The organism is Sphingomicrobium aquimarinum, from assembly GCF_039655735.1.
GTDB classification, from domain to species: domain Bacteria; phylum Pseudomonadota; class Alphaproteobacteria; order Sphingomonadales; family Sphingomonadaceae; genus Sphingomicrobium; species Sphingomicrobium aquimarinum.
In genome coordinates, this window is sequence record NZ_JBBYXH010000001.1 from 469,065 (window position 1) to 490,045 (window position 20,981).

General features: G+C 64.1%; 15 protein-coding genes, 2 tRNA genes and 1 pseudogene. 8 read left to right on the forward strand and 10 right to left on the reverse strand.

All coding sequences use genetic code 11. The features are described from left to right. Position 1 precedes the first annotated feature (1 nt). Complete coding sequence (locus WJS89_RS02435) at positions 2 to 751, forward strand: hypothetical protein (protein ID WP_346339340.1); 750 nt, start codon at positions 2 to 4, stop codon at positions 749 to 751. 170 nt (positions 752 to 921) lie between these two features. Next, on the forward strand, positions 922 to 2,670 hold the full coding sequence (locus tag WJS89_RS02440) for a cation:proton antiporter domain-containing protein (RefSeq protein ID WP_346339341.1): 1,749 nt from the start codon (positions 922 to 924) through the stop codon (positions 2,668 to 2,670). Between the two features lie 118 nt (positions 2,671 to 2,788). On the opposite strand, the gene alaS is transcribed toward WJS89_RS02440, so the two are convergent. Continuing rightward, the gene (alaS, locus tag WJS89_RS02445) at positions 2,789 to 5,437 is read right to left on the reverse strand and encodes an alanine--tRNA ligase (protein WP_346339342.1); all 2,649 of its coding nucleotides are present in this window, start codon (positions 5,435 to 5,437) and stop codon (positions 2,789 to 2,791) included. 99 nt (positions 5,438 to 5,536) lie between these two features. Next, entirely contained in the window at positions 5,537 to 6,565 is a 1,029-nt protein-coding gene (locus WJS89_RS02450; RefSeq protein WP_346339343.1) for a hypothetical protein, read from the reverse strand. Positions 6,566 to 6,574: 9 nt separating this feature from the next. Here WJS89_RS02450 and WJS89_RS02455 point away from each other — a divergent pair, with 9 nt between their 5' ends. Beyond that, positions 6,575 to 7,447 carry a hypothetical protein gene (locus WJS89_RS02455; RefSeq protein WP_346339344.1) on the forward strand — a complete coding sequence of 291 codons (873 nt, stop codon included), beginning with the start codon at positions 6,575 to 6,577 and terminating at the stop codon, positions 7,445 to 7,447. 108 nt (positions 7,448 to 7,555) lie between these two features. After that, positions 7,556 to 8,239 (forward strand): annotated as a pseudogene (gene mtgA, locus WJS89_RS02460) (monofunctional biosynthetic peptidoglycan transglycosylase); the annotation flags it as partial. 227 nt (positions 8,240 to 8,466) lie between these two features. On the opposite strand, the gene dnaE reads toward mtgA, so the two are convergent. The 4 genes from dnaE to proS all read right to left on the reverse strand — a co-directional run bounded on the left by dnaE (position 8,467) and on the right by proS (position 15,249). Next, on the reverse strand, positions 8,467 to 11,925 hold the full coding sequence (dnaE, locus tag WJS89_RS02465) for a DNA polymerase III subunit alpha (RefSeq protein WP_346339345.1): 3,459 nt from the start codon (positions 11,923 to 11,925) through the stop codon (positions 8,467 to 8,469). A gap of 63 nt (positions 11,926 to 11,988) precedes the next feature. After that, positions 11,989 to 12,681 carry an ABC transporter ATP-binding protein gene (locus WJS89_RS02470; RefSeq protein ID WP_346339346.1) on the reverse strand — a complete coding sequence of 231 codons (693 nt, stop codon included), beginning with the start codon at positions 12,679 to 12,681 and terminating at the stop codon, positions 11,989 to 11,991. After that, complete coding sequence (locus WJS89_RS02475; protein WP_346339347.1) at positions 12,674 to 13,924, reverse strand: lipoprotein-releasing ABC transporter permease subunit; 1,251 nt, start codon at positions 13,922 to 13,924, stop codon at positions 12,674 to 12,676. Before WJS89_RS02475 ends, WJS89_RS02470 begins: the two co-directional genes overlap by 8 nt. After that, positions 13,921 to 15,249: a proline--tRNA ligase gene (proS, locus tag WJS89_RS02480; protein WP_346339348.1), complete on the reverse strand. Its 1,329-nt coding sequence runs from the start codon at positions 15,247 to 15,249 to the stop codon at positions 13,921 to 13,923. The genes WJS89_RS02475 and proS overlap by 4 nt, the downstream gene beginning before the upstream one ends. 346 nt (positions 15,250 to 15,595) lie before the next feature. Between proS and WJS89_RS02485 the strand changes: the two genes are divergently transcribed. Both WJS89_RS02485 and WJS89_RS02490 read left to right on the forward strand, forming a co-directional pair. Then, positions 15,596 to 15,961, forward strand: a complete 366-nt coding sequence (locus WJS89_RS02485; RefSeq protein ID WP_346339349.1) for a DUF1622 domain-containing protein — start codon at positions 15,596 to 15,598, stop codon at positions 15,959 to 15,961. An 85-nt stretch (positions 15,962 to 16,046) separates the two neighbouring features. Then, positions 16,047 to 16,643, forward strand: a complete 597-nt coding sequence (locus tag WJS89_RS02490) for an SDR family oxidoreductase (protein WP_346339350.1) — start codon at positions 16,047 to 16,049, stop codon at positions 16,641 to 16,643. Between the two features lie 42 nt (positions 16,644 to 16,685). Here the strand turns inward: WJS89_RS02490 and WJS89_RS02495 are convergent. Continuing rightward, a tRNA-Leu gene (locus tag WJS89_RS02495) sits at positions 16,686 to 16,756 on the reverse strand. Between the two features lie 761 nt (positions 16,757 to 17,517). Here WJS89_RS02495 and WJS89_RS02500 point away from each other — a divergent pair. After that, positions 17,518 to 17,850 carry a hypothetical protein gene (locus WJS89_RS02500; protein WP_346339351.1) on the forward strand — a complete coding sequence of 111 codons (333 nt, stop codon included), beginning with the start codon at positions 17,518 to 17,520 and terminating at the stop codon, positions 17,848 to 17,850. A gap of 1 nt (position 17,851) precedes the next feature. On the opposite strand, the gene WJS89_RS02505 is transcribed toward WJS89_RS02500, so the two are convergent. Further along, positions 17,852 to 17,928: transfer RNA gene (locus WJS89_RS02505), tRNA-Met, on the reverse strand. 166 nt (positions 17,929 to 18,094) lie between these two features. On the opposite strand from WJS89_RS02505, the gene WJS89_RS02510 reads away from it, so the two are divergent. Then, positions 18,095 to 18,508, forward strand: a complete 414-nt coding sequence (locus WJS89_RS02510) for a DUF3775 domain-containing protein (protein ID WP_346339352.1) — start codon at positions 18,095 to 18,097, stop codon at positions 18,506 to 18,508. Here WJS89_RS02510 and WJS89_RS02515 read toward each other — a convergent pair. Then, complete coding sequence (locus tag WJS89_RS02515) at positions 18,501 to 19,022, reverse strand: 2'-5' RNA ligase family protein (RefSeq protein WP_346339353.1); 522 nt, start codon at positions 19,020 to 19,022, stop codon at positions 18,501 to 18,503. The genes WJS89_RS02510 and WJS89_RS02515 overlap by 8 nt on opposite strands. Further along, positions 19,019 to 20,965, reverse strand: a complete 1,947-nt coding sequence (locus WJS89_RS02520; RefSeq protein WP_431993538.1) for a potassium transporter Kup — start codon at positions 20,963 to 20,965, stop codon at positions 19,019 to 19,021. Before WJS89_RS02520 ends, WJS89_RS02515 begins: the two co-directional genes overlap by 4 nt. Positions 20,966 to 20,981: the final 16 nt, after the last annotated feature.

The following is a 20,981-nucleotide window of genomic DNA, read 5'->3' on the forward strand; positions in this document are numbered from 1 at the left end:
CATGATCAAGACGAGTCTCGCCGCTCTTCTGCTCGTCACCACCGCTCCCGCGCTGGCCCAGCCCACCACCCCGCCCGTCGGCGCCCCCGCTGAACAGATCACCAACGACGAAGCGGAAATCGTCATCCTCGGCTTCGGTGGAGAGCCCTTCCGCCTCACCAGCGATCGTCTTCGCGACGCCGTGAAGACCTTTTCGAAGAACCGTGCCCGCTACGCACCGCAGGCCACGCTCGAGTGGCGCGTCCACGATTTCGACCCCGCCGATGCGCCCCAGTTGGCGCTGACCGACCGCAAGTCGGGGGACCGCTTCCCGCTGGAGCTGGACTCCACGGGCCGCTTCGTCCTTCCCGCCGACCGCATCCTCGACCGCAAGCTCGACCTCGTCGCCGATCGCCGTGCGGGGCAGGTCAGGATCATGCCCGAGGTATTCTCCCCCGGCGGCGATGCCCTGCGCCATCGCGTCGGGGATGCCCGCCTCGGCTGCCGTGTCATGGCCGCCTACATGGACAACGACTTCTCGCCGTTCCTGCGCTTGGCCTTTCGTACCGTCGGCGGCTGCGCGTCCAAGCGTTTCTCGATCATGTGGAGCGGCCCGGAGGACCGACCGCTCGAGCGCGTCTTCGTGAGCGACTGGAACGGCGAGATCGTCCTGTCCGAAAACCGCAAGGCCTACCGCTTGCCCGTGCATCTGGAGGAGCTGGACGACGAGCAGATGATCGAACTGGTCTATCCCGAAGCAGATCGGGAATAGCCGCTCGAAAAGTAGGATTGCGCCTTCTTTGGTGCGAGGATCATTCGGCGCGCCTTGTTTCTCTCCGAAGGCGACATGGAGACCCGATACGCCACGCAAATTGACGAAGTTGGCGACAGGGGGTGTCACACCCCCGTGACACGCCCGTCCGCCTAGGCCATTAGGCAGGCATGGCGGGCGAACTCGACATCGATGGACTGCAGGACGCGCTCGTCATCCTTGGCGCGGCGGGGATCGTCATCCCTGCCTTCGCGCGTTTCAAGATCAATCCCGTCATCGGTTTCATCCTCGTCGGCATCGCCGCGGGGCCCTTCGCATTGGGCGCCTTGAGCCAGGACATTCGCTGGATCCGGCATTTCACGATCGACGATCCCGAAGCGATCCAGCCGTTCGCCGATTTCGGCGTTATCCTCCTGTTGTTCGCCATCGGGCTTGAATTGAGCTTCAAGCGGCTGTGGTCGCTCCGCAAGATGGTGTTCGGCATCGGCGCGGCCGAACTGCTCGTCACCGCCAGCATTTTCGGTGCGGTGCTGCTCGGCATCGTCGGCTGGGAGACCAAGAGCGCCGCCGCACTGGGCCTCGCGCTCGCGATGAGCTCGACCGCGCTCGTGCTCCCCATTTCGGGCACGCACAGCCCGGTTGGCCGCGCCGCGCTGTCGATGCTCCTGTTCGAGGACGTCGCGCTCGTCCCCATGCTGTTCGTCTTTGGCACGGTCGGCGGGGCGGACGTCGACGGGCTGACGCGCGTCGTCATCTCGGGCGGCATCGCGGTCTTCGCCATCCTCGTCGTCGGCCGTTTCCTCCTGCCGCCGCTGTTCGCGCAGGCCGCGCGCGCGAAGAGCCCCGAGGGCTTTTTCGCCATCTCGCTCCTCACCGTCATCCTCGCAGCGGTCGCCACCTCGGCAGCGGGCGTCTCGCCTATCCTCGGCGCATTGCTCGCGGGGATGCTGATCGCCGAGACCGAATATCACAGCGAGGTGGACGTCATCATCGCGCCGCTGAAAGGCCTCGGCCTCGGCGTCTTCCTTATCTCGATCGGCATGCTCATCGACGTGCGCGAGGTACTCGACGACTGGGCGCTGCTGATCGGCGGCCTGGCGGGCGTCATCCTTGTAAAGGCCGTCGTCACCGGCGCACTGTTGCGCATCGCGGGCGCGCGGCGCGGGGTCGCGGCCGAAACGGGCATCCTCATGGCGAGCCCCTCGGAAACCACGCTCATCTTGCTGGGCGCGGCAGGTGCGGCGGGCGTACTCGACCGCGAGACGGTCAGCTTCTGGTCCGCCGCCACCGCCCTGGGTCTTACCATCACCCCCTTCCTCGCCGACCTCGGGCGACTGGCCGGGCGGAAAGTCGAAGCGGGCGAGACCGCCGCCGACCTCGCGGCGGAAGACGTCAGGGGCCGCACCGTCGTGTTCGGCTTCGGTCGCGTCGGCGAGCTGATCGCGCAAATGCTCGACGAGCATAACCGCCCCTACCTTGCGATCGACAGCGACATCGACGCGGTCCGCCGCAACCGCGAGAAGGGCTATCACGTCCTTTACGGCGACGTCGCGCGCGCCGAGCTGATCGAGCGGCTCGCGCTTGGCGAAGCCGATGCGCTGGTGCTGACGATGGACGACCCGGTCCTCACCGCCCGCCTTACCGCCTCGGTCCGCGCCGACAATCCCGACATCCCCATCATCGCCCGCGCCCGCGACAGCGAACATGCCGCGCGTCTTTACAAGGCGGGTGTCACCGACGCGGTCCCCGAGGCGCTGGAAGCCTCGCTGCAACTCTCCGAAGCCGTCCTTGTGGACATCGGCGTCGCCATGGGGCCGGTTATCGCGAGCATCCACCAGAAGCGCGCCGACCTGCGCGACCAGATCATGGACGAAGGCGGATTGGAATTTGCACCCAGCCTCGGGAAGCGGCGAGCCTGAACCGCCGCCACCCCGCCGCTGGCTGGGGCCTGTGTTTTCCCTGCTGAGAGTTCGAGCCGAGAGGGATTCCAAGCTACGCTGGGATGACGAACCTTGAAGCTGTTCGTCGTTATACTCGTCAGGCCGAAACGCTGGCCAGTGCGTCCTTCACCGCCGCCAGCGCCGCATCCGCCGCACCGCCGTCGGGTCCGCCGCCCTGTGCCATGTCGGGCCGGCCGCCACCGCCCTTGCCGCCCAACGCCTCGACCGCGACCTTCACGAGCTCGACCGCGGAGACGTCACCGGTCAGATCGTCGGTCACCCCGACCGCCACGCTGGCGCGCCCGTCGTTGACCGCGACGAGCGCCGCGATGCCGCTGCCGAGCTGCCCTTTCATTTCGTCGATGGTCGGGCGCAGCGCCTTGGGCTCCAGCCCTTCCACGACCTTGCCGAGGAACGGGCGTCCGGCAACGTCCTCCGGCCCCGCAGCCTGCGCGGACCCGCCGCCCATCGCCAGTGCTTTCTTGGCCTCGGCCAATTCCTTCTCGAGCCGCCGCGCATTCTCTACCAGCGTCGCGATGCGGTCGGGCACTTCGTCGGGCGCCGCCTTGAGGCTCGCCGCCGCACTGCGCAACTTGGCATCGCGGTCGAGCAGCCACTGCCGCGCCGCCTCGCCGGTAAGCGCCTCGATGCGTCGCACGCCCGAGGACACAGCGCTCTCGGACACGATTTTCAACAGCTGGATATCGCCCGTCGCATTGACGTGCGTGCCGCCGCACAATTCGACCGAATAATGCCGATCGGTCTTGCGACCCATCGAGAGCACCCGCACCTCGTCGCCATATTTCTCGCCGAACAGTGCCAGAGCGCCCGCCTCGACCGCATCGTCGGGTGCCATGAGCTGGGTGCCGACCGACTGGTTGGCGCGGATTTCCTCGTTCACTTCCGCCTCGATCGCGGCAATTTCGTCGGCGCTGAGCGAGGAGGGGTGCGAGAAGTCGAAGCGCAGTCGATCGGGTGCTACGAGGCTCCCTTTCTGCGTGACATGCTCACCGAGGATGCCGCGCAGCGCCGCGTGCAGCAGGTGCGTCGCCGAATGGTTGGCCCGCACCCGATCGCGCCGGTCGCCATCGACGTCCTGGTGCAGCGTGTCGCCGACTTTCACCGCGCCTTTCGCGACCTTTACCTGCAAGGCGTGCAGCTTGCCCAAGGGCTTGGCGGTATCGGTCACGATCCCCGCAAAGCCGTCAGCGGTAAGTTCGCCCGCATCGCCGACCTGCCCACCACTTTCGCCATAAAAGGGCGTTTGGTTGAGCACGATCTGCACCGCGTCGCCCTCTCTCGCCTCGTTGACGCTGGCACCATCCTTGAGGATCGCCTGCACCACGCCCTCGCCCGAGGTCGCGGCATAGCCGATGAATTCGGTCGCGCCATGTTCCTCGGCGAGGTCGAACCAGACCTCGTCCGACGCCTGCGCACCCGACCCCTTCCACGCCGCGCGCGCCGCGGCCTTCTGCTCAGCCATCGCGGCGTCGAAGCCCTCGCGATCGACCTCGAGCCCATCACGCCGAAGCGCGTCCTCGGTGAGGTCATATGGGAAGCCGTAGGTATCGTAGAGCTTGAACGCGGTCGCGCCGGGCAGCTTCTCGCCCTCGGCCATGTCGGCACGCGCCTCGTCGAGCAGCTTCAGCCCGTTCGCCAGCGTGCGGCGGAAGCGGACTTCCTCGCTCTCGAGCGTCTGCTCGATCAACGGCTGCGCGCGCACCAGTTTGGGGAAGGCGCCGCCCATTTCGCTCGCCAGTTCGGGCACCAGCCGGTGCATCAGCGGGTCCTTGGCGCCGAGGATATGCGCATGCCGCATCGCGCGACGCATGATCCGCCGCAGTACGTAGCCGCGTCCCTCGTTGGACGGCAGCACGCCGTCCGCGATCAGGAAGGCGCTGGAACGCAGATGGTCGGCAATGACGCGATGCGAGGCTGCGCGGTCGCCCTCGCTGTCGGTATGAGTCAGTTCCTGCGAGGCTGCGATCAGCGCCTGGAAAAGATCGATATCATAATTGTCGTGGACACCCTGCAGCACCGCCGCAACGCGCTCGAGCCCCATTCCCGTATCGACCGAGGGTTTGGGCAGGTCGGAGACGATCTCGTCATTGGCCTGCACGAACTGCATGAAGACGAGGTTCCAGATCTCGACGAAGCGGTCGCCGTCCTCGTCGGGGCTGCCCGGAGGCCCCCCGGGGATATGGTCGCCATGGTCGTAGAAGATCTCGCTGCATGGACCGCACGGTCCATCGGCGCCCATCGCCCAGAAATTGTCCTTGGTGGCGATGCGGATGATCCGCTCTTCCGGCAGGCCCGAAATCTTGCGCCACAGGTCGAAGGCCTCGTCGTCGGTATGATAGACCGTCGCGGTCAGCTTGTCCGGCGACAGCCCCCACTCCTTCGTCAGCAGCGTCCACGCATGATGGATCGCCTGCTCCTTGAAGTAATCGCCGAAAGAGAAATTGCCGAGCATCTCGAAAAAGGTGTGGTGCCGCGCGGTATAGCCGACGTTGTCGAGATCGTTGTGCTTGCCGCCCGCCCGCACGCATTTCTGGCTCGAGGTCGCGGTCGAATAGGGCCGCGTCTCGAGCCCGGTGAACACGTTCTTGAACGGCACCATGCCCGCATTGACGAACATCAGCGTCGGGTCGTTGTGCGGAATGAGCGGCGCGGAGGCGACGCGCTCGTGTCCTTGTCCGTCAAAATAGTCGAGGAACGAGCGGCGGATGTCGTTGGTCGAGGTCATGGGGGTCGATGTATGCGTCTTGCTGCGTTGCGGCAAGACACGAAGAAGCGGACGACATCGCTGCCGCCCGCTTCCCGTACGCCCCTTTTTTGGCGCTTCCTAGCTGTAGATATCGTAGCTGTCGGTGATGAGATAGCTCTCCGGATCCACCGCATAGACATAGCCATCGGCATAGCGATAGTTGACGTCTGGCCGTTCCACGAACCGCGCGCGATACTGCTGCGGCACATTGTAGACGCCGTAGTTGGACGGCATCGGCTGACCGACGGAAAGCGGCTGCCCGGTCACCAACGAGACCAATGCGGTGATCAACTGGGTCGTCGGATCGACGCGATAGATGGCGTCGTTCGCGTAGCGATACTGATAGTCCGACGTGTCATAGTAGAGACCCTGGTAGCCATAGGGCACGTTATAGTCCGGATAGTCCGTCGGCCAAGGTGAACCCACCATATAGTCGGCCTCGTACAGAGGATATCCGTTGGTCACATAGCGCGTGCGCGGGTCGATTTCGTAGACGTAGCCGTCGTCGTAGCGATACCAACTGTCATCGGTGTCGTAATACCGATCGCGGTAGTTTGTGGGGACGTTGTAGACGTCATATCCCATCGGCATCCGCTGGCCGACCGTGAAATTCTGCCCCGTCAGCAGCGCGGCGACTGCGGTGATCAGCTGTGTCGTCGGATCGACCCGATACACGGCCGGTCCCATGGTCCGGTAGTAGCTGGTCGACGTTGGATAATAAGCGCCCTGATAGCCGTAGGGCACATATCCCTGGTCGTAATAGCTCGGCACCGTGCGTCCGATATAGCGCGGACTGTAATAGGTCGGGATGACCGAACGGACGATGTTGCGCGTACGGTCGATGCGATAGATGGCATCGAGGTCGCGGTCGTAGCGATAATAGGTATTGCGATCGTCCTGATAGCGGGTGCGATAGGCGCGCGGCAGGCGCGGCTCGTACCAATCGCGCTCGATCCGGCTGCCGGTGCGCACGAAGCGGACCGGTGCATCGCGAACCGTCCGGACGACGGCGCGGCGATCACCTTTCTCGATCCAGTCGCGATAGGCTTCGCGCTGGGCATAACGGCGCTCGGCGCGCTTTTCGGCCTGCTTGAGCTGCTTCTTCACGGCCTTGCGATGGTCGCGAATATCCTCGCGGCGATCGCGGCGGATCTCGGCGATACGCTGCTGACGCAGGTCACGACCCCGTTCGACCCGACGTTCCATCGCGCGGTCGGCACGGCGCTCGTTGGCGCGCTGCTGAAGGCGGCGTTCCTGCGCGACCTGGGCGCGACGATCGTCGAAACGCTGCTGCTGGGTGCGCTCGACGCGGTGCTCCTGCAGACGCTGTTCCCGTCGTTGCTGGACACGCTGTTCCTGGCGACGCTCTACGCGACGTTCTTGCCGGCGCTCAGCCTGTCGCTGTTCGGCACGCTGCTGCTGACGCAGATTGGCACGGCGCTCCTGCGCACGTTCGGCTTGACGCTGCTGGGCGCGCTGTTGCTGACGTTCGGCCTGGCGTTGCTGGGCACGCTGTTGCGCACGCTGCTGTTGCCGCTCCTGCGCGCGCTGCGCCTGACGTTCCTGCGCGCGAGCCTGCTGGCGCTGTTCGGCGCGCTGTTGCTGACGCTCCTGAACCCGTGCCTGCTGGCGCTGCTGGGCGCGCTGTTGCTGACGCTCCTGCGCCCGAGCCTGTTGGCGCTGCTGGGCACGCTGCTGCTGACGCTCCTGCGCCCGATTGGCCTGTTGACGATCGACGCGCTGCTGCTGCCGGTCGGGCCGTGCATCGCGCTGCTGTCGCTGGGCGCGTTGCTGCTGGCGCTCGGCGCGCTTGTCCTTCTTCGCGTCCCGATCCTGATCGGCTTGCGGGGGCCGGGCTTCGGCGGATGCGCCCATCGGCGCTGCCAGCGCGAATGCCGCGACCGACGCGATGAGTATGTTCTTGTTGATGGTCATGAACGACCTCCTCGGACTACTTTTCTTATCCCTTACAATAGCACGCGAGCATGATCGCTCCCTGAACCCAAGGATGAAATTGGCGGTTTCGTCCCGTTCCTTCCACCGCCCAACGTAACTGTAGGCTGGCGTTCAGTTTAGCGCGGAGTTACCGGTCGTCGTATGACGACACGCCGCCACCCTCTCCGCCGCCTGACGATCTGGCTCCTCTGGTTCGTGCTGCTGATGTTTCTCGCGAGCATCGCCTGGGTGGCGATTTACCGCATCGTGCCGGTTCCGATCACCGCGACCATGATCATGGATGACAACGACCTGACGAAGGACTGGGAGCCGCTCGAACGGATCGACCGCGACATGGTCCGCGCGGCTATCGCGGCCGAGGACGGGAAGTTCTGCAGCCACAAGGGATTCGACTGGGAAGCGATCGAGAATGCACGGCGGCGCAATGCCGAGGGCGGGCGCATTCGCGGCGGTTCGACGATCAGCCAACAGACCGCCAAGAATGTCTTCCTCTGGCAAGGGGGCGGATATGTTCGCAAAGGCGTCGAAGCCTATTTCACCTTCCTGATCGAACGGCTTTGGGGGAAGCGGCGGATCATGGAAGTCTATCTCAACGTCGCCGAGACGGGGATCGGCACCTATGGCGTCGCCGCCAGCGCGGAGCGTTATTTCGACAAGGACGCCTCCAACCTATCGGGGCGCGAGGCGGCAGCGATCGCGGCAGTCCTGCCGCTGCCCAAGGAGCGCCCGGGACGCAATCCGAGCGGTTTCACCGCACGCTACGGGTCGACCATCGCATCGCGGATCGGGGTGGTGGAACGTGATGGCCTCGATGCGTGTGTCTATCCTGAAGGAGCACGCATCATGGATAACGATACCCCCGAACAGCCTCAACCCGATCCGGCCCCGCGTCCGCAGCCCGCGACGCCCGGACCCGACCAGGACCCCGCGCCGCAGGAAACGCCGATGGAAGAGCCGATGCCCGATCCGGTCGATCCTGCCCCCAGCGAGACGCCCCCGCTCGAGGCCCCCGCGGAAACCCCGCCCCTGACGCCGGACAGCGTTCCCGAAGTCTAACCGGCTGCCGAATATACGAGTTGCGGTCGCTGCGGCTCGTCGGTCGATAGGGCGACATTGTTGTCGCCGAGGAGCCTGGACAGGCGGTCCGCGCAATCGGCGTCGAGCGAAAAGGTCCGTCCCAACATGATTTCGGCGGTTCGGCCATCGCCGACGGGAACCGCGACGACGACGGTTCCGCGCCCGCCCTCCTCCAACGCGTCGCGCAGCGTGGTGAGCGCGGCGCCGTCCTCGATCGTCACGTCGAGGCGAAGGCGCTGGTTGCTGGCGAGCGACGAGAAGGGCGTAAAGCTGCGGACGGTCACGCGGACGTCTTCTTCCCCTTCGCGCCGATCGAGTTCGGCCGCGATCAGTCCGGCCTCGCCCGATTTGGCGGCCTCCTCGATCGCCGCCGAGGCTTCATCGTCGAAACACATGGCGGTGAACTGACCCGACGGGTCGGACAGCGTAGCCATCATGTAGCGGTTGCCGCGGGCCGACGTGCGCCAGCGTGCCTCTTCGACCAGTCCCGCCATTTTCGCAGCCGCGCGCGAACCCGGCTGGACGTTGAGTTGACCCAATTCGGCATGGCGCCTGACCTTGTGCGCGGCGACCAGATGCGCCTGCGCCTCGACCGGGTGCGAAGAGAAATAGAAGCCGAAGGCGTCGCGCTCGGCCCCCATCCGCTCGGCGAGATTCCATTCGGCCTGCGGCAAGCGGATCGCCGCCATGTCCGGCTCTGCCTCACCGCCGAACAAGGTCGCCTGCCCGCTCATCCGATCCGACGCTGCGGACTGGGCATGGCGCAGGATCGTCTCGGCCCCGGCATGCACTTCGGCGCGATTGTCGTTGAAGGCGTCGAACGCGCCCGCGCCCGCCAGCGCTTCCAACTGGCGGCGGTTGAGGAGCCGCGGATCGATGCGTCCCGCAAAATCCTCCAGACTTGCGAATTTTCCGTTGGCGTCGCGCTCCTGTGTCAATTGCTCCATGGCCTTTTCGCCAACGCCCTTGAGCGCACCCAGCGCGTAGCGAACCGCCAGCTTGCCATCGGGGCCGTCCTGCACGTCGAACTCGGCCATCGCCTCGTTGATCGTCGGTGCGAGCACCTCGATGCCCGAGCGCCGTGCATCGTCCACGAAGAGCGCCAACTTTTCGGTGAGATTGATGTCGTAGCTCATCGAAGCGGCATAGAATTCCGCCGGGTGGTGCACCTTGAGCCACGCGGTGTGATAGGCGACCAGCGCATAGGCAGCAGCGTGCGACTTGTTGAAGCCATAGCCCGCGAACTTGTCGATCAAGTCGAAGAGTTCGTTGGCCTTGGCGGCGTCGATGTCGTTCCTGGCGGCCCCCTCGACAAAACGCGCGCGTTGCTTGTCCATCTCGGCCTGGATCTTCTTGCCCATCGCGCGGCGCAGAAGGTCGGCCTCGCCGAGGCTGTAGCCCGCGAGCACCTGCGCGGCCTGCATCACCTGTTCCTGATAGACGAAGATGCCGTAGGTCTCGCTCAGCACCTCCTCGAGCATGGGGTGCGGATAGGCGATTTCCTTGCGCCCGTTCTTGCGGTCGCCGAACAGTGGGATGTTGTCCATCGGGCCCGGGCGATAGAGCGAGACGAGCGCGATGATGTCGCCGAAATTGGTCGGGCGAACGGCCGCCAGCGTGCGCCGCATCCCTTCCGATTCCAGCTGGAAGACGCCGACCGTGTCGCCGCGCTGGAGCAATTTGTAGACCTCGGGATCGTCCCACGCGAGGGCGGCATAGTCGATCGTGACGCCCTTCTTGGCGCACAGGCGCGCGCCTTCCTTGAGCACCGACAGCGTCTTCAATCCGAGGAAGTCGAACTTGACGAGCCCGGCCTGCTCGACATGCTTCATGTCGAATTGCGTCACCGGCATGTCCGAGCGCGGGTCGCGGTAGAGCGGGACGAGGCGGTCGAGCGGTCGGTCGCCGATGACGACGCCGGCGGCGTGGGTCGAGCTGTGCCGCGGCAGGCCTTCGAGCTTGGTCGCCAGGTCGAACAGGCGCTTCACGTCCGCGTCCGATTTCACCTCCGCGGCCAGTTCGCTCACGCCGTTCAAGGCGCGCTTCAGATCCCACGGGTCGGTCGGATGGTTGGGGACCAGCTTGGCGAGCCGGTCGACATGTCCATAGCTCATCTGCAGAACGCGTCCGGTGTCCTTGAGCACCGCGCGCGCCTTCAATCGCCCGAAGGTGATGATCTGGGCGACCTTGTCGCGCCCGTATTTCTCCTGGACGTAGCGGATCACGCGGTCGCGCTTGGTTTCGCAGAAATCGATGTCGAAGTCGGGCATCGATACGCGCTCGGGATTGAGGAAGCGTTCGAAGAGCAGTTTGAGTTCTAATGGGTCGAGGTCGGTGATCGTCAGCGCCCACGCCACTGCACTGCCCGCGCCCGACCCGCGGCCCGGCCCCACCGGAATGTCATTGTCCTTGGCCCACTGGATGAAGTCGGCGACGATCAGGAAGTAGCCCGAGAAGCCCATGTTCGCGATGATCTCGAGCTCGAAGTCGAGGCGCTCGCGATAAGGCGTCTTTTCGGCCTCGGCCTTGCCGGCGATGCGGGCCTCGAGACCCGCATGCGCCGCCTTTCTGAGCGCTTCGTCCTCGTCGTCCGACATGGTCGGCAAGATCGGGCGGCGGTCGGGCGCGGCGATCGCGCAGCGCTGGGCGATGACCCCGCTGTTGGCGACCGCATCGGGGAGGTCGTCGAAGAGGCCCTCGATTTCGCTTTTTCCCTTCAGCCAGGCTTCGGGCGAACTGGTCGTGCGGTCGGGGTTGTCGACCTGGCTCGAGCTCGCGATGCAGAGCATGGCGTCATGCGCAGCGTGGAAGTCGGGCGTCGAATAGTGCGCGGGATTGGTGGCGACGAGCGGCCAGTCCTTGGCATCGGCGAGTGCGATCAGCCGCGCTTCGGCCGCATCCTCGACGGGATGGCCGCGCCGCGAAATCTCGATGTAGAAACGGTCCTCGAACATCGACGCCAGCCGGGTCGCCATCGCCTCGGCCTTGTCGTCCTGCCCGTCGGCATAAAGCCGCGCGAGCGCACCCTCGCCGCCCCCCGACAAAGCGATCAGCCCTTCGGTGCGCGCCGCCAACTGCTCGAGCGTCACATGCGCATCCTGCTCGACGGGACGGTCGAGGTGAGCGGCGGAGACGAGACGGCAGAGATTGTCGTACCCGGCCTCGTCCTGCGCGTAGAGCGGCAACCAGTCGATCGCCTTGCCGTCGCCCATGTCTTCGGGACGTTTGACCGCGAGCAATGTGCCGATGATCGGCTGGACGCCCTCGGCAAAGGCCGCCTTGGAGAAACCCATCGCCGCGTAAAGGCCGTTGCGATCACACAGGCCCGCGGCGGGAAAGCCAAGATCCTTCGCGCGCGAGGCGATCGCCTTGGGCTCGATCGCTCCCTCCAGCATGGTGAAGCTCGAGAAAATGCGCAGGGGAACGTAGGTCATTACGCGACTATGGCCCGCGGGGGGCGCGACGCCAACCGACTTATCCACAGATTTTGGAACCACTTAGGCGAAACTGAGACCCGGTCCGAGCTTGCCGTCGTGGAGGCGCACCACCCGGTCCATCCGCGCGGCGAGATCCTCGTTATGCGTCGCGACCAGCGCCGCCGAACCCTCGGCGCGAACGAGTTCGAGGAAGGCGGCGAACACCCGTTCGCTGGTCGCTTCGTCGAGATTGCCCGTGGGTTCGTCCGCAAGTACCAGCGGCGGCCGGTTGGCGAGCGCACGCGCCACCGCCACGCGCTGCTGTTCGCCGCCCGACAGTTTGGACGGGCGATGGTCGAGCCGTTCCCCCAGCCCCAGGCGTGTCAGCAGGTCGCGCGCGCGGAATTCCGCGCCCTCGCGGTCCATGCCGTGGATGAGCTGCGGCAGCACCACATTCTCCATCGCGTCGAAGTCGGGAAGCAAATGGTGGAACTGGTAGACGAACCCCAGCGTGTCACGGCGCATGTCGGTGCGATCCTCGGCATTGAGGCGCGAAGCCTCGGTGCCCGCGATGCGGATCGATCCGTCGAACCCGCCCTCGAGCAATCCCACCGCCTGCAAAAGCGTCGACTTGCCCGAGCCGGACGGCCCCAGCAGACCGACGATCTCGCCCGGCTGGATGGTCAGATCGACGCCGCGCAGAACGTCGATGGTGACGTGACCCTGCGTGAAGGAGCGCTTCAGGTCGCGCGTCTGGAGAACCGGCTCACTCATAACGCAATACCTCGACGGGATCGGTCTGCGCCGCCTTGCGCGCGGGGAACAGCGTCGCGAGGAAGATCAGGACCAGGGTCGTGACGATGATCGCGGCCACTTCCACCGGATCGGTCTTTGCCGGCAGGTTCGAGAGGAAGCGGACGCTCGGATCCCATAGATCCTGTCCGGTCAGGAACTGAATGAAGTCCACGACTTGCTGACGGAACAGCAGGAATAGCGTGGCAAGGATGATGCCAAGCCCGATGCCCACCAGCCCGATCAACAGCCCGACCGTCATGAACACGCGCGTCATGCCTTTCTTGCTCGCACCCATCGTGCGCAGAATGGCGATATCGCGGCGCTTGGCACGCACCAGCATGATGAGCGAGGAAGCGATATTGAAGGCCGCCACTAGGATGATGATCGAGACGACCACGAACATCACGACCCGCTCGACCTCGAGCGCCTCGAACAGGGCCGAATTCATCTGACGCCAGTCGACGAGCACACCGTTGCCCGCGATCAGGGAATCGAGGGGCGCGACGATCTCGCGCACGCGATCGGGATTGTCGACTTCGATCTCGACCATCGCGACATCGTCACCGAGCATGAGCAGCGTCTGCGCGTCCTCCATCGGCATCATCACGAACGCCTTGTCGTAATCGTAGACGCCGACCTCGAAGATCGCCGCCACGCGGTAGGTGACGATGCGTGGGACGGTGCCGACCGGCGTCGTCCGCCCCTCGGGACTGATGAGCTGGATCTCCGATCCCGGATAGGCCCCCAGCGCGCTCGCAAGCCGCGCGCCGATCGCGACATTGTCGCTACCCGGACGCAGTTCGGCGAGGTTACCGGCGATGATATTCTCGGTGATGAGCGGGTTGGAGCGAATGTCCTCCATGCGGTTGCCGCGGAGCAGCACCCCCTCCACCCGCCCGTTGGCAGACGCCATCAGCGGCTGTTCGATGAGGGGCGTCGCGTCCACGACGCCTGGGAGTTTGATCGCCTCGTCCGAGACTTCCTCCCAGTTCGATAGACGCCCGTTGAAACCGTTGACGATCGCATGACCGTTCAAGCCCACGATCCGGTCGAACAAATCGGCACGGAAACCGTTCATGACGCTCATCACGCTGATGAGCGCGAAAACGCCCAACGCCACGGCAACGACCGAAAAGCCTGCGACGACGAAGATGAAGCCTTCGCCCTTGTGGGGAAGGAGGTAACGCCGAGCGATCATTCGCTCGTGGGGTGCAAGGATCATGAGGCGAACTTGGCGATGGCGTCCTGAACGGACAATGATTGCTTCTCGCCGGTCCCGCGCTTGTTGACCTCGACGACGCCGTCCTTGAGGCCGCGCGGCCCGATGATGATCTGCCAGGGCAGCCCCATCAGGTCCATGCCGCCCAATTTCACGCCGCCGCGCTCGTCGCGGTCGTCGTAGAGCGTGTCGACGCCTGCGGCGTTCAGCGCATCGTAGATGCTCTCGGCGGCAGTAACAGAGTCCTCGTCATCGGCGCGCATGGTGACGATGCCGACACGCCACGGTGCGACGGCTTCCGGCCAGACGATGCCATTCTCGTCATGGCTCGCCTCGATGATCGCGCCGACGAGACGCGAGACACCGACGCCATAGCTGCCCATCAGCGGGTTGAGCATGTTGCCGTCGGGGCCCGAAACCTTGAGGTCCATCGCCTTGGAATATTTGTCGCCGAAGAAGAAGATGTGGCCGACTTCGATCCCGCGGCTCGCCTGGATGGCATCGCCGTGGGCCGCCTCGCGCTCCTCGTCGCGCATCTCGTCGGTCGCGGCATAGCGATCGGGATGCTCGATCATTCGCGCGTAGAAATCGTCGAGCGCATCGCCGTCGTCGGTGTCGAACTCGGTCGCCTCGATCAACGGCTGCTCGTCCCAGACCTTATGATAGAAGACCTCGCTCTCCCCCGTTTCGGCGAGGACGATGAATTCGTGACTGAGCTTGCCGCCGATGGGGCCGGTGTCGGCACGCATCGGAATCGCCTTCAGTCCCATCCGGTCGAAAGTGCGCGTGTAGGCGATCAACTGCTTGAGGTAGCTCTTGCGCCCCGCGGCCTCGTCGAGATCGAAGCTGTAGGCGTCCTTCATCAGGAATTCCCGCCCACGCATCACGCCGAAGCGGGGGCGCACTTCGTCGCGGAACTTCCACTGGATATGATAGAGCATCGCCGGCAGGTCGCGGTAGCTCTTGGCATAATCGCGGAAAATGGCGGTGAGCATTTCCTCGTTGGTCGGCCCGTAGAGCATCTCGCGGTCGTGGCGGTCGGTGATGCGCAGCATCTCGGGTCCGTAGGCGTCGTAGCGGCCCGATTGCTGCCACAGGTCGGCCGACTGGATCGTCGGCATCAGCATTTCCTGCCCGATCCGGTCCTGTTCCTCGCGCACGATCTGCTCGATCTTGCGAAGGACGCGAAGGCCGAGCGGCAGCCAGGCATAGATGCCACTCGACGTCTGACGCACGAGGCCCGCCTGCAGCATCAGCTTGTGGCTGACGATTTCGGCGTTGGAGGGGCTCTCCTTGAGGACGGGAAGGAAGGATCGGGACAGGCGCACGGGGTCGGTCTTTCATGCAAGGAGGTCGCGCCCCCTCTAGAGGGCGCAAGGCGTGCTGACAATGTCCGTGCCGAAGCGTTGCGGCAACGCCACAGAAATCAAGAAAGCGCAGCGATCCGCGCCGAAGGGGGTGACAAAAGTGTCGCTATGAGCCTAGCCCAAAGCCTGTCCGGAGACGAACTCGCTCTTCGTTGCCGGTCATTGGGGGCTGACGAGCAATCGTCACGCAAGGACGCCCGGGCACCTCCACTGCCCGGGCGTTTCTCGTTTGTGGCGGGCCCTTTGGGAACGCAGATCCTCCCTCGAGCACTGACGAGCCGACCGAGGCCGAAGCTGGAGAGTCCGAATGCACGACCTGATGCGAACCATTGCCGGGATCATCGAAGCCTGCGGGGTCGGGATTATCGTCGTCGGGTTGATCGCTTCGACCGCGATGTTCCTGCTGCGAATCCGCGACAAGAGCGCGCGGCGCGAGGCTTTCGAAAATTACCGCGCTAACCTCGGCCGCGGGATTTTGCTCGGGCTCGAATTCCTGATTGCTGGCGACATCATCTATACGATCACCTCGCCGCTAACCCTGGAGAGCGTCGGGCTTCTGGCGATCGTGGTCCTGATCCGGACCTTCCTGTCCTTCAGCCTCGAGACGGAAATCGAAGGTGTCCTGCCCTGGAAGCGGCGCTACGTGAACGAGAACGACGAACAGGTTCGCTAAAGGGGCGGCAACCATCGCCCTCACCCGGACATTCACGTGGGGACTGCGGTCCGAGCGATCGCTCAAACCCCTGCAGGACATCGTCATGAACATTCTCATCGCCGGCGCGACCGGCAATACCGGCAAGCGCCTCGCCAACCAGCTTTCCAATGACGGCCACCGCGTCATCGCGCTTCACCGGAAATCGTCCGATCTCGACGGACTGCCGTCCGATGCGGAATTGCGAACGGCTGATCTGACGAATCTTCCCGACGACGTCTGTGACGGCGCGGACGTCGTGATCTTCGCCGCCGGTTCGGGCGGGGATACGGACGATGAAATGACCGACAAGGTCGATCGCAAGGGCGCGATCGCACTGATCGATCGCGCACAGGCTTCGCAGGCGAGCCGCTTCGTCATGCTCAGTTCGGTGGGCGCCGACGACCCGGACCCGCAGTCCGATCTCGCCTGCTATCTACAGGCCAAGCACGATGCCGACGAGCATCTCAAGGCAGCCGCCATCGATCATGTCATCCTGCGCCCGGTCGCTCTGACGGACGACGAAGGTTCGCGCGACGTCGTGCTGGGCGAGGACGTCGATCCGTCCGCAAAGGCGCATCGCGGAGATGTCGCCGCCGTGCTCGCCCGCGCGGCGACCGAGGACGAACTGGTCGGCCGGACGGTCCTGATGCAAAGCGCCTGATCGCGCCGCGCCTCGCATGCACATGTCGATGGGTGGGATGAATGGTAGCGGAAGGAGGGACTTGAACCCCCGAAACGCGGATTATGGTTCCGCATGATCGGCCTAGTTTCGCGCCATTATCCAGCCGCGTATTCCCTCCGTGTTTCTCTCAAAAGTAAGGTAGTCCGACTCCGAAGGCACAAAAAGCAAATATGGCTGAGACCAATACTTTCTCGGCGACGAATCGTCGAACCTCACATCGCTAAACACTTATGGAACGACAGAGACCAAATTCTGGCGCTCGCCACCCCTTAATTTAATTAACGCGATTAATAGCACCGTTTTGGGTCTATCGTATTGATCCAAAACGGATATCGTTCATTGTCGTGATGCTCGGATTTTTCGGTGGCGCTTGCCGCCTTGTGAGGGGTCGAGCCTTGTCCAAATATCGAGACTTCCGGGTCATCGAAGGTTCGATAGAGCCTAGCAGCGCGTCGGAGGTCGACGAGTTGCTCGCCGATTTGCGACGAGTATTGCACGACCCCTCTGTGATTGACGCTCGGATTCGCCGTGAAATCGATGCCCGGGTGCAAACTGCGCGTCGCCACCGTCAACAGAGGCGCGATTATTTCGACGAAGGACTTTTCGGTGAGCCGTGCTGGGACATGCTCTTGGAGCTCTTCGATGCGGAGCTGAAACAGGTCCGAGCTACCATGGCCTCATTGGCTGCCGCCGCTAACGTGCCAGGCACCACTTCTATTCGACAGATATCTCGCTTGGTCGCAGCTGATTTAGCTACACGTCAGGTCGATCCACAGGACGGAAGACGCGTTCTGGTGCGAATAAGTCCGAGGGGCTGCGGCCGGATGCTCGCTTACTTCGGAAGCTTGACGGTATGAGCCGGACATTCCCGCCTCCGAAAAGCGGGGTGCAGCCTCCCCAATCGCGTGGCGAGCCGGTGGCATATCAGGGCGAGGTTCTCGAGGGGAACGACGGTTACATGTTCCAATGCCGTCTGTCTGCACAGTTGATCAACCTGGAAGATTTCATACCCCAAGACGAGCTGATCGGTCCTACCGTCTGGCTTGTGCGTTATGAGCGCAGCGATGGTTGGACTGACATCGAAGGCATCTACGCGCTTCGCCAAGGGGAGCTTTGGGATCGTGATGTTTTGAGACTAGACAGTGGCACATTTAGTCGTCTGCGTTCCAAGCTGAAGCGACGATAGATGGTAGCGGAGGAGGGACTTGAACCCCCGACACGCGGATTATGATTCCGCTGCTCTAACCAGCTGAGCTACTCCGCCCCAATTCCAAGGGCTATCGCGACCGTGGCAGCAGCCTCGGTGCGATGCGGTTGCGAGCCTATAGAAGCGCCGTGCGGGCGCGTCAATCGCTCCGTCGAAAACCGCGGAACCGCGGGTCGATCCGTGTCGTTGCCATGCCGAAATCGATCAAAGAAAGTCATCGCATATGGAACCCGCAACCCCGCTCGACACGCTCTGCCGCATCATCATCCGCGCCCGCGAGAACGAGGCGCAGGTCGCCACCAATTACGATGCCGACGAAGATCCCGACAATGTCGACGGTGATGACGAGGACGAGGCCTATTCGGTGCTCGACGACGACATCAACACCAGTGTGGAGGAAGAATTGATGGGCATCATCGAGGACCTTGCCGACGACCAGCAGGCCGAACTGATGGCGTTCGTGCTTGTGGGACGGGGCGACTACGACCCCAATGATTGGGACGAGGCTCTCGAGGCGGCAGCCGAGGAAAGCGATATTCCCGAAGCCCTGATGGAAACGCCGATGCTTGCCTCGATGCTCGAAAGCGGGATGGCCTCGTTCGATCTCGATTGCGACGGCGTGGGCCAGATCAGCTGACGCGGGCCTTCCCGCGGAAACGCCAGGTCCCGATCTCTTCCCAGGGCCCGCCCAAATAGCGATTGAGTGTCAGCCCCACGATGTCGAGATCGCGGGGTTCGAATGTGTCGCGTTTCTTTGCCAGCAGCACCTTGGCAGTGCCGGGCTTGACCTTGTTCTGGATGGTGACATGCGGTCGCCATCCGCCTGCGTCCTGCGCGCTCAGCAGCCCCTCGAACCTGTCCGCGATCATGCCGCGAAGGCGCTGGAACTCCTCGGAGCGAACGCGATAGGCGACGCCCCTTCCCAGCGACATGACTTCCGGAATTTCCGCCCGCGGTGCCATATGGTCGCGGGCGAGCTCGGAGAGAAACCGCGCCGCTTCATCCTCGCAACTCGGCGGTAGGGCATGAAACATCGTGAGGTGCGCGGTCAGGACGTTGCGTTCGGGGGGGAAATGTTCCTGTCGCTCCGCATCCAGCCATGCGAGGTCGCGCTTGCCGATGGCGGCGGTGACGATCAGCGCGCCGCTCATCCGATCCGCACCTGGCTTCCCAACTCGACCACGCGGTTCGGCGGGAGCTTGAAATAGGTCATCGCGCTCTCCGAATTGCGCAGCATCCACGCGAACAGCTTCTCGCGCCACCCCGCCATGTCCGAAGCCTTCGATGGCAGCAGAGTCTGCCGTCCGAGGAAATAGCTGGTTTCCATCTGTCGGCACGGCCCCCCGACGCCTTTGACATGCTGGAGCGCTTCGGGAAGGTCGATGTCTTCCATGAAGCCGTAGTGCAGGACGCAGCGATAGAAGTTGCGGTCGAACGCAGTGGTTTCGGCGCGCTTTGCGGGGTCGACCTGCGGCGTGTCGGCGATCTTGACCGTGAGCAGCACGGTCCGGTCGTGAAGCACCTTGTTGTGTTTCAGGTTGTGAAGCAGCGAGGAAGGGACGCCTTCGGTGGAGGTCGTCAGGAAGATGGCGGTGCCGGGCACGCGCGCAACGCTCTTGCCGATCGACTTGAGGAACATGTCGACGCTCATCACCTCGCGGTCGAGGCGTTCGCGCAGCAACTTGCGCCCGCGTGCCCAAGTCGTGAGCAAGGTGAAGGCGACCGCGCCGATCAGCAGCGGCACCCACCCCCCTTCGGGGACCTTGAGGAGGTTGGCGCCGAAATAGAGGATATCGACGGTGAAGAAGAGGGCGAGCAACGGCAGCACATAGCGCTTGCGCCACTTCCAGAGGTAGAGCAGGACGACCGCGATCAGCACGGTGTCGATCAGCATCGCACCGGTGACCGCGATCCCGTACGCCGCTGCAAGGTTGCTCGATGAGCGGAAGGTCAGCACCAGAACGATGACCGCGATCATCAGCGCCCAGTTGATCGCGGGGATATAGATTTGGCCCGCGGCATCCTCGCTCGTGTGAAGAATGCGGAGGCGCGGAATGAAGCCGAGCTGCACCGCCTGCTGCGTCACCGAGAAGGCACCCGTGATCACCGCCTGGCTGGCGATAACGGTCGCGACCGTCACCATCAGCACCAGCGGCAGGCGCAGCATGTCCGGCGCCATGAGGAAGAAGGGATTGGCCACAAGGGTTTCGGATTGGCTGAGCGTCGGAGCCGACAGGATGAGGGCCCCCTGCCCCAAATAGTTGAGCAACAACGCGGGCATCACGAAGCGCGTCCAGGCGATCTTGATCGGTCCGCGGCCGAAATGCCCCATGTCGGCGTAGAGCGCTTCGGCACCGGTAACCGCCAGCACGACCGAGCCCAGCGCGAACAGCGCGCGTGTCGGTTCCAGCGCGAAGAAGCGACCCGCATTCCAAGGATTGAGCATCTCCCACAGTACGGCGGGATGGTCGCCGATATGCATCAGTCCGAGGATGGCGAGGACGATGAAATAGAAGATCATGACCGGAGCGAAGAACTTGGCGATCCCCGCGGTCCCGCGGCGCTGCACCGCGAACAGGCCCAGAAGAATGACGATCGCGGTCGGCAGCACGAATGGGGAGAATCCCGCACTCACTGTGGTCAGACCTTCGACTGCGGAAAGCACCGAGATCGCCGGCGTGATCATGCTATCGCCGTAGAACAGCGCCGTCGCGAAGACCCCGAGAAGGATCACCCCGCGCGACCAGGACAGGCCGCCGCCCTTGCGCGTGAACAGCGCCAGCAGGGCAAGACTGCCGCCCTCTCCATGATTGTCCGCGCGCGTGATGATCGCGACATATTTGATCGTCACGATGATCATCATCGACCAGAAGATGAGGCTGAGAACGCCGTAGATGTGCAGGGCATCGGGCGTGAGGGTGTGATGACCCGCAAAGGTCTCGCGGAAGGCGTAGATCGGCGAAGTGCCGATATCGCCGAAGACGATGCCGACCGCTCCAGCGGCCAGTTTGGTCGTCGATCCGGAAGGAGCGTGCCCCCCGTGCGTGTCGTCCATATGCGGTCGCGGCTCCCAGCCTTTCGAGTGCGGCGTCATTAGCACCGCAAATTTG

Coding starts and splice junctions, on each gene's coding strand:
- WJS89_RS02475 (WP_346339347.1), bottom strand. CDS start 13,924: ATGATCCTTGCACCCCACGAGCGAATGATCGCTCGGCGTTACCTCCTT.
- alaS (WP_346339342.1), bottom strand. CDS start 5,437: ATGACCTCGACCAACGACATCCGCCGCTCGTTCCTCGACTATTTTGAC.
- WJS89_RS02485 (WP_346339349.1), top strand. CDS start 15,596: ATGCACGACCTGATGCGAACCATTGCCGGGATCATCGAAGCCTGCGGG.
- WJS89_RS02520 (WP_431993538.1), bottom strand. CDS start 20,965: ATGACGCCGCACTCGAAAGGCTGGGAGCCGCGACCGCATATGGACGAC.
- dnaE (WP_346339345.1), bottom strand. CDS start 11,925: ATGACCTACGTTCCCCTGCGCATTTTCTCGAGCTTCACCATGCTGGAG.
- WJS89_RS02510 (WP_346339352.1), top strand. CDS start 18,095: ATGGAACCCGCAACCCCGCTCGACACGCTCTGCCGCATCATCATCCGC.
- WJS89_RS02440 (WP_346339341.1), top strand. CDS start 922: ATGGCGGGCGAACTCGACATCGATGGACTGCAGGACGCGCTCGTCATC.
- WJS89_RS02435 (WP_346339340.1), top strand. CDS start 2: ATGATCAAGACGAGTCTCGCCGCTCTTCTGCTCGTCACCACCGCTCCC.
- WJS89_RS02515 (WP_346339353.1), bottom strand. CDS start 19,022: ATGAGCGGCGCGCTGATCGTCACCGCCGCCATCGGCAAGCGCGACCTC.
- WJS89_RS02500 (WP_346339351.1), top strand. CDS start 17,518: ATGAGCCGGACATTCCCGCCTCCGAAAAGCGGGGTGCAGCCTCCCCAA.
- WJS89_RS02470 (WP_346339346.1), bottom strand. CDS start 12,681: ATGAGTGAGCCGGTTCTCCAGACGCGCGACCTGAAGCGCTCCTTCACG.
- WJS89_RS02455 (WP_346339344.1), top strand. CDS start 6,575: ATGGTCGCGAATATCCTCGCGGCGATCGCGGCGGATCTCGGCGATACG.
- WJS89_RS02490 (WP_346339350.1), top strand. CDS start 16,047: ATGAACATTCTCATCGCCGGCGCGACCGGCAATACCGGCAAGCGCCTC.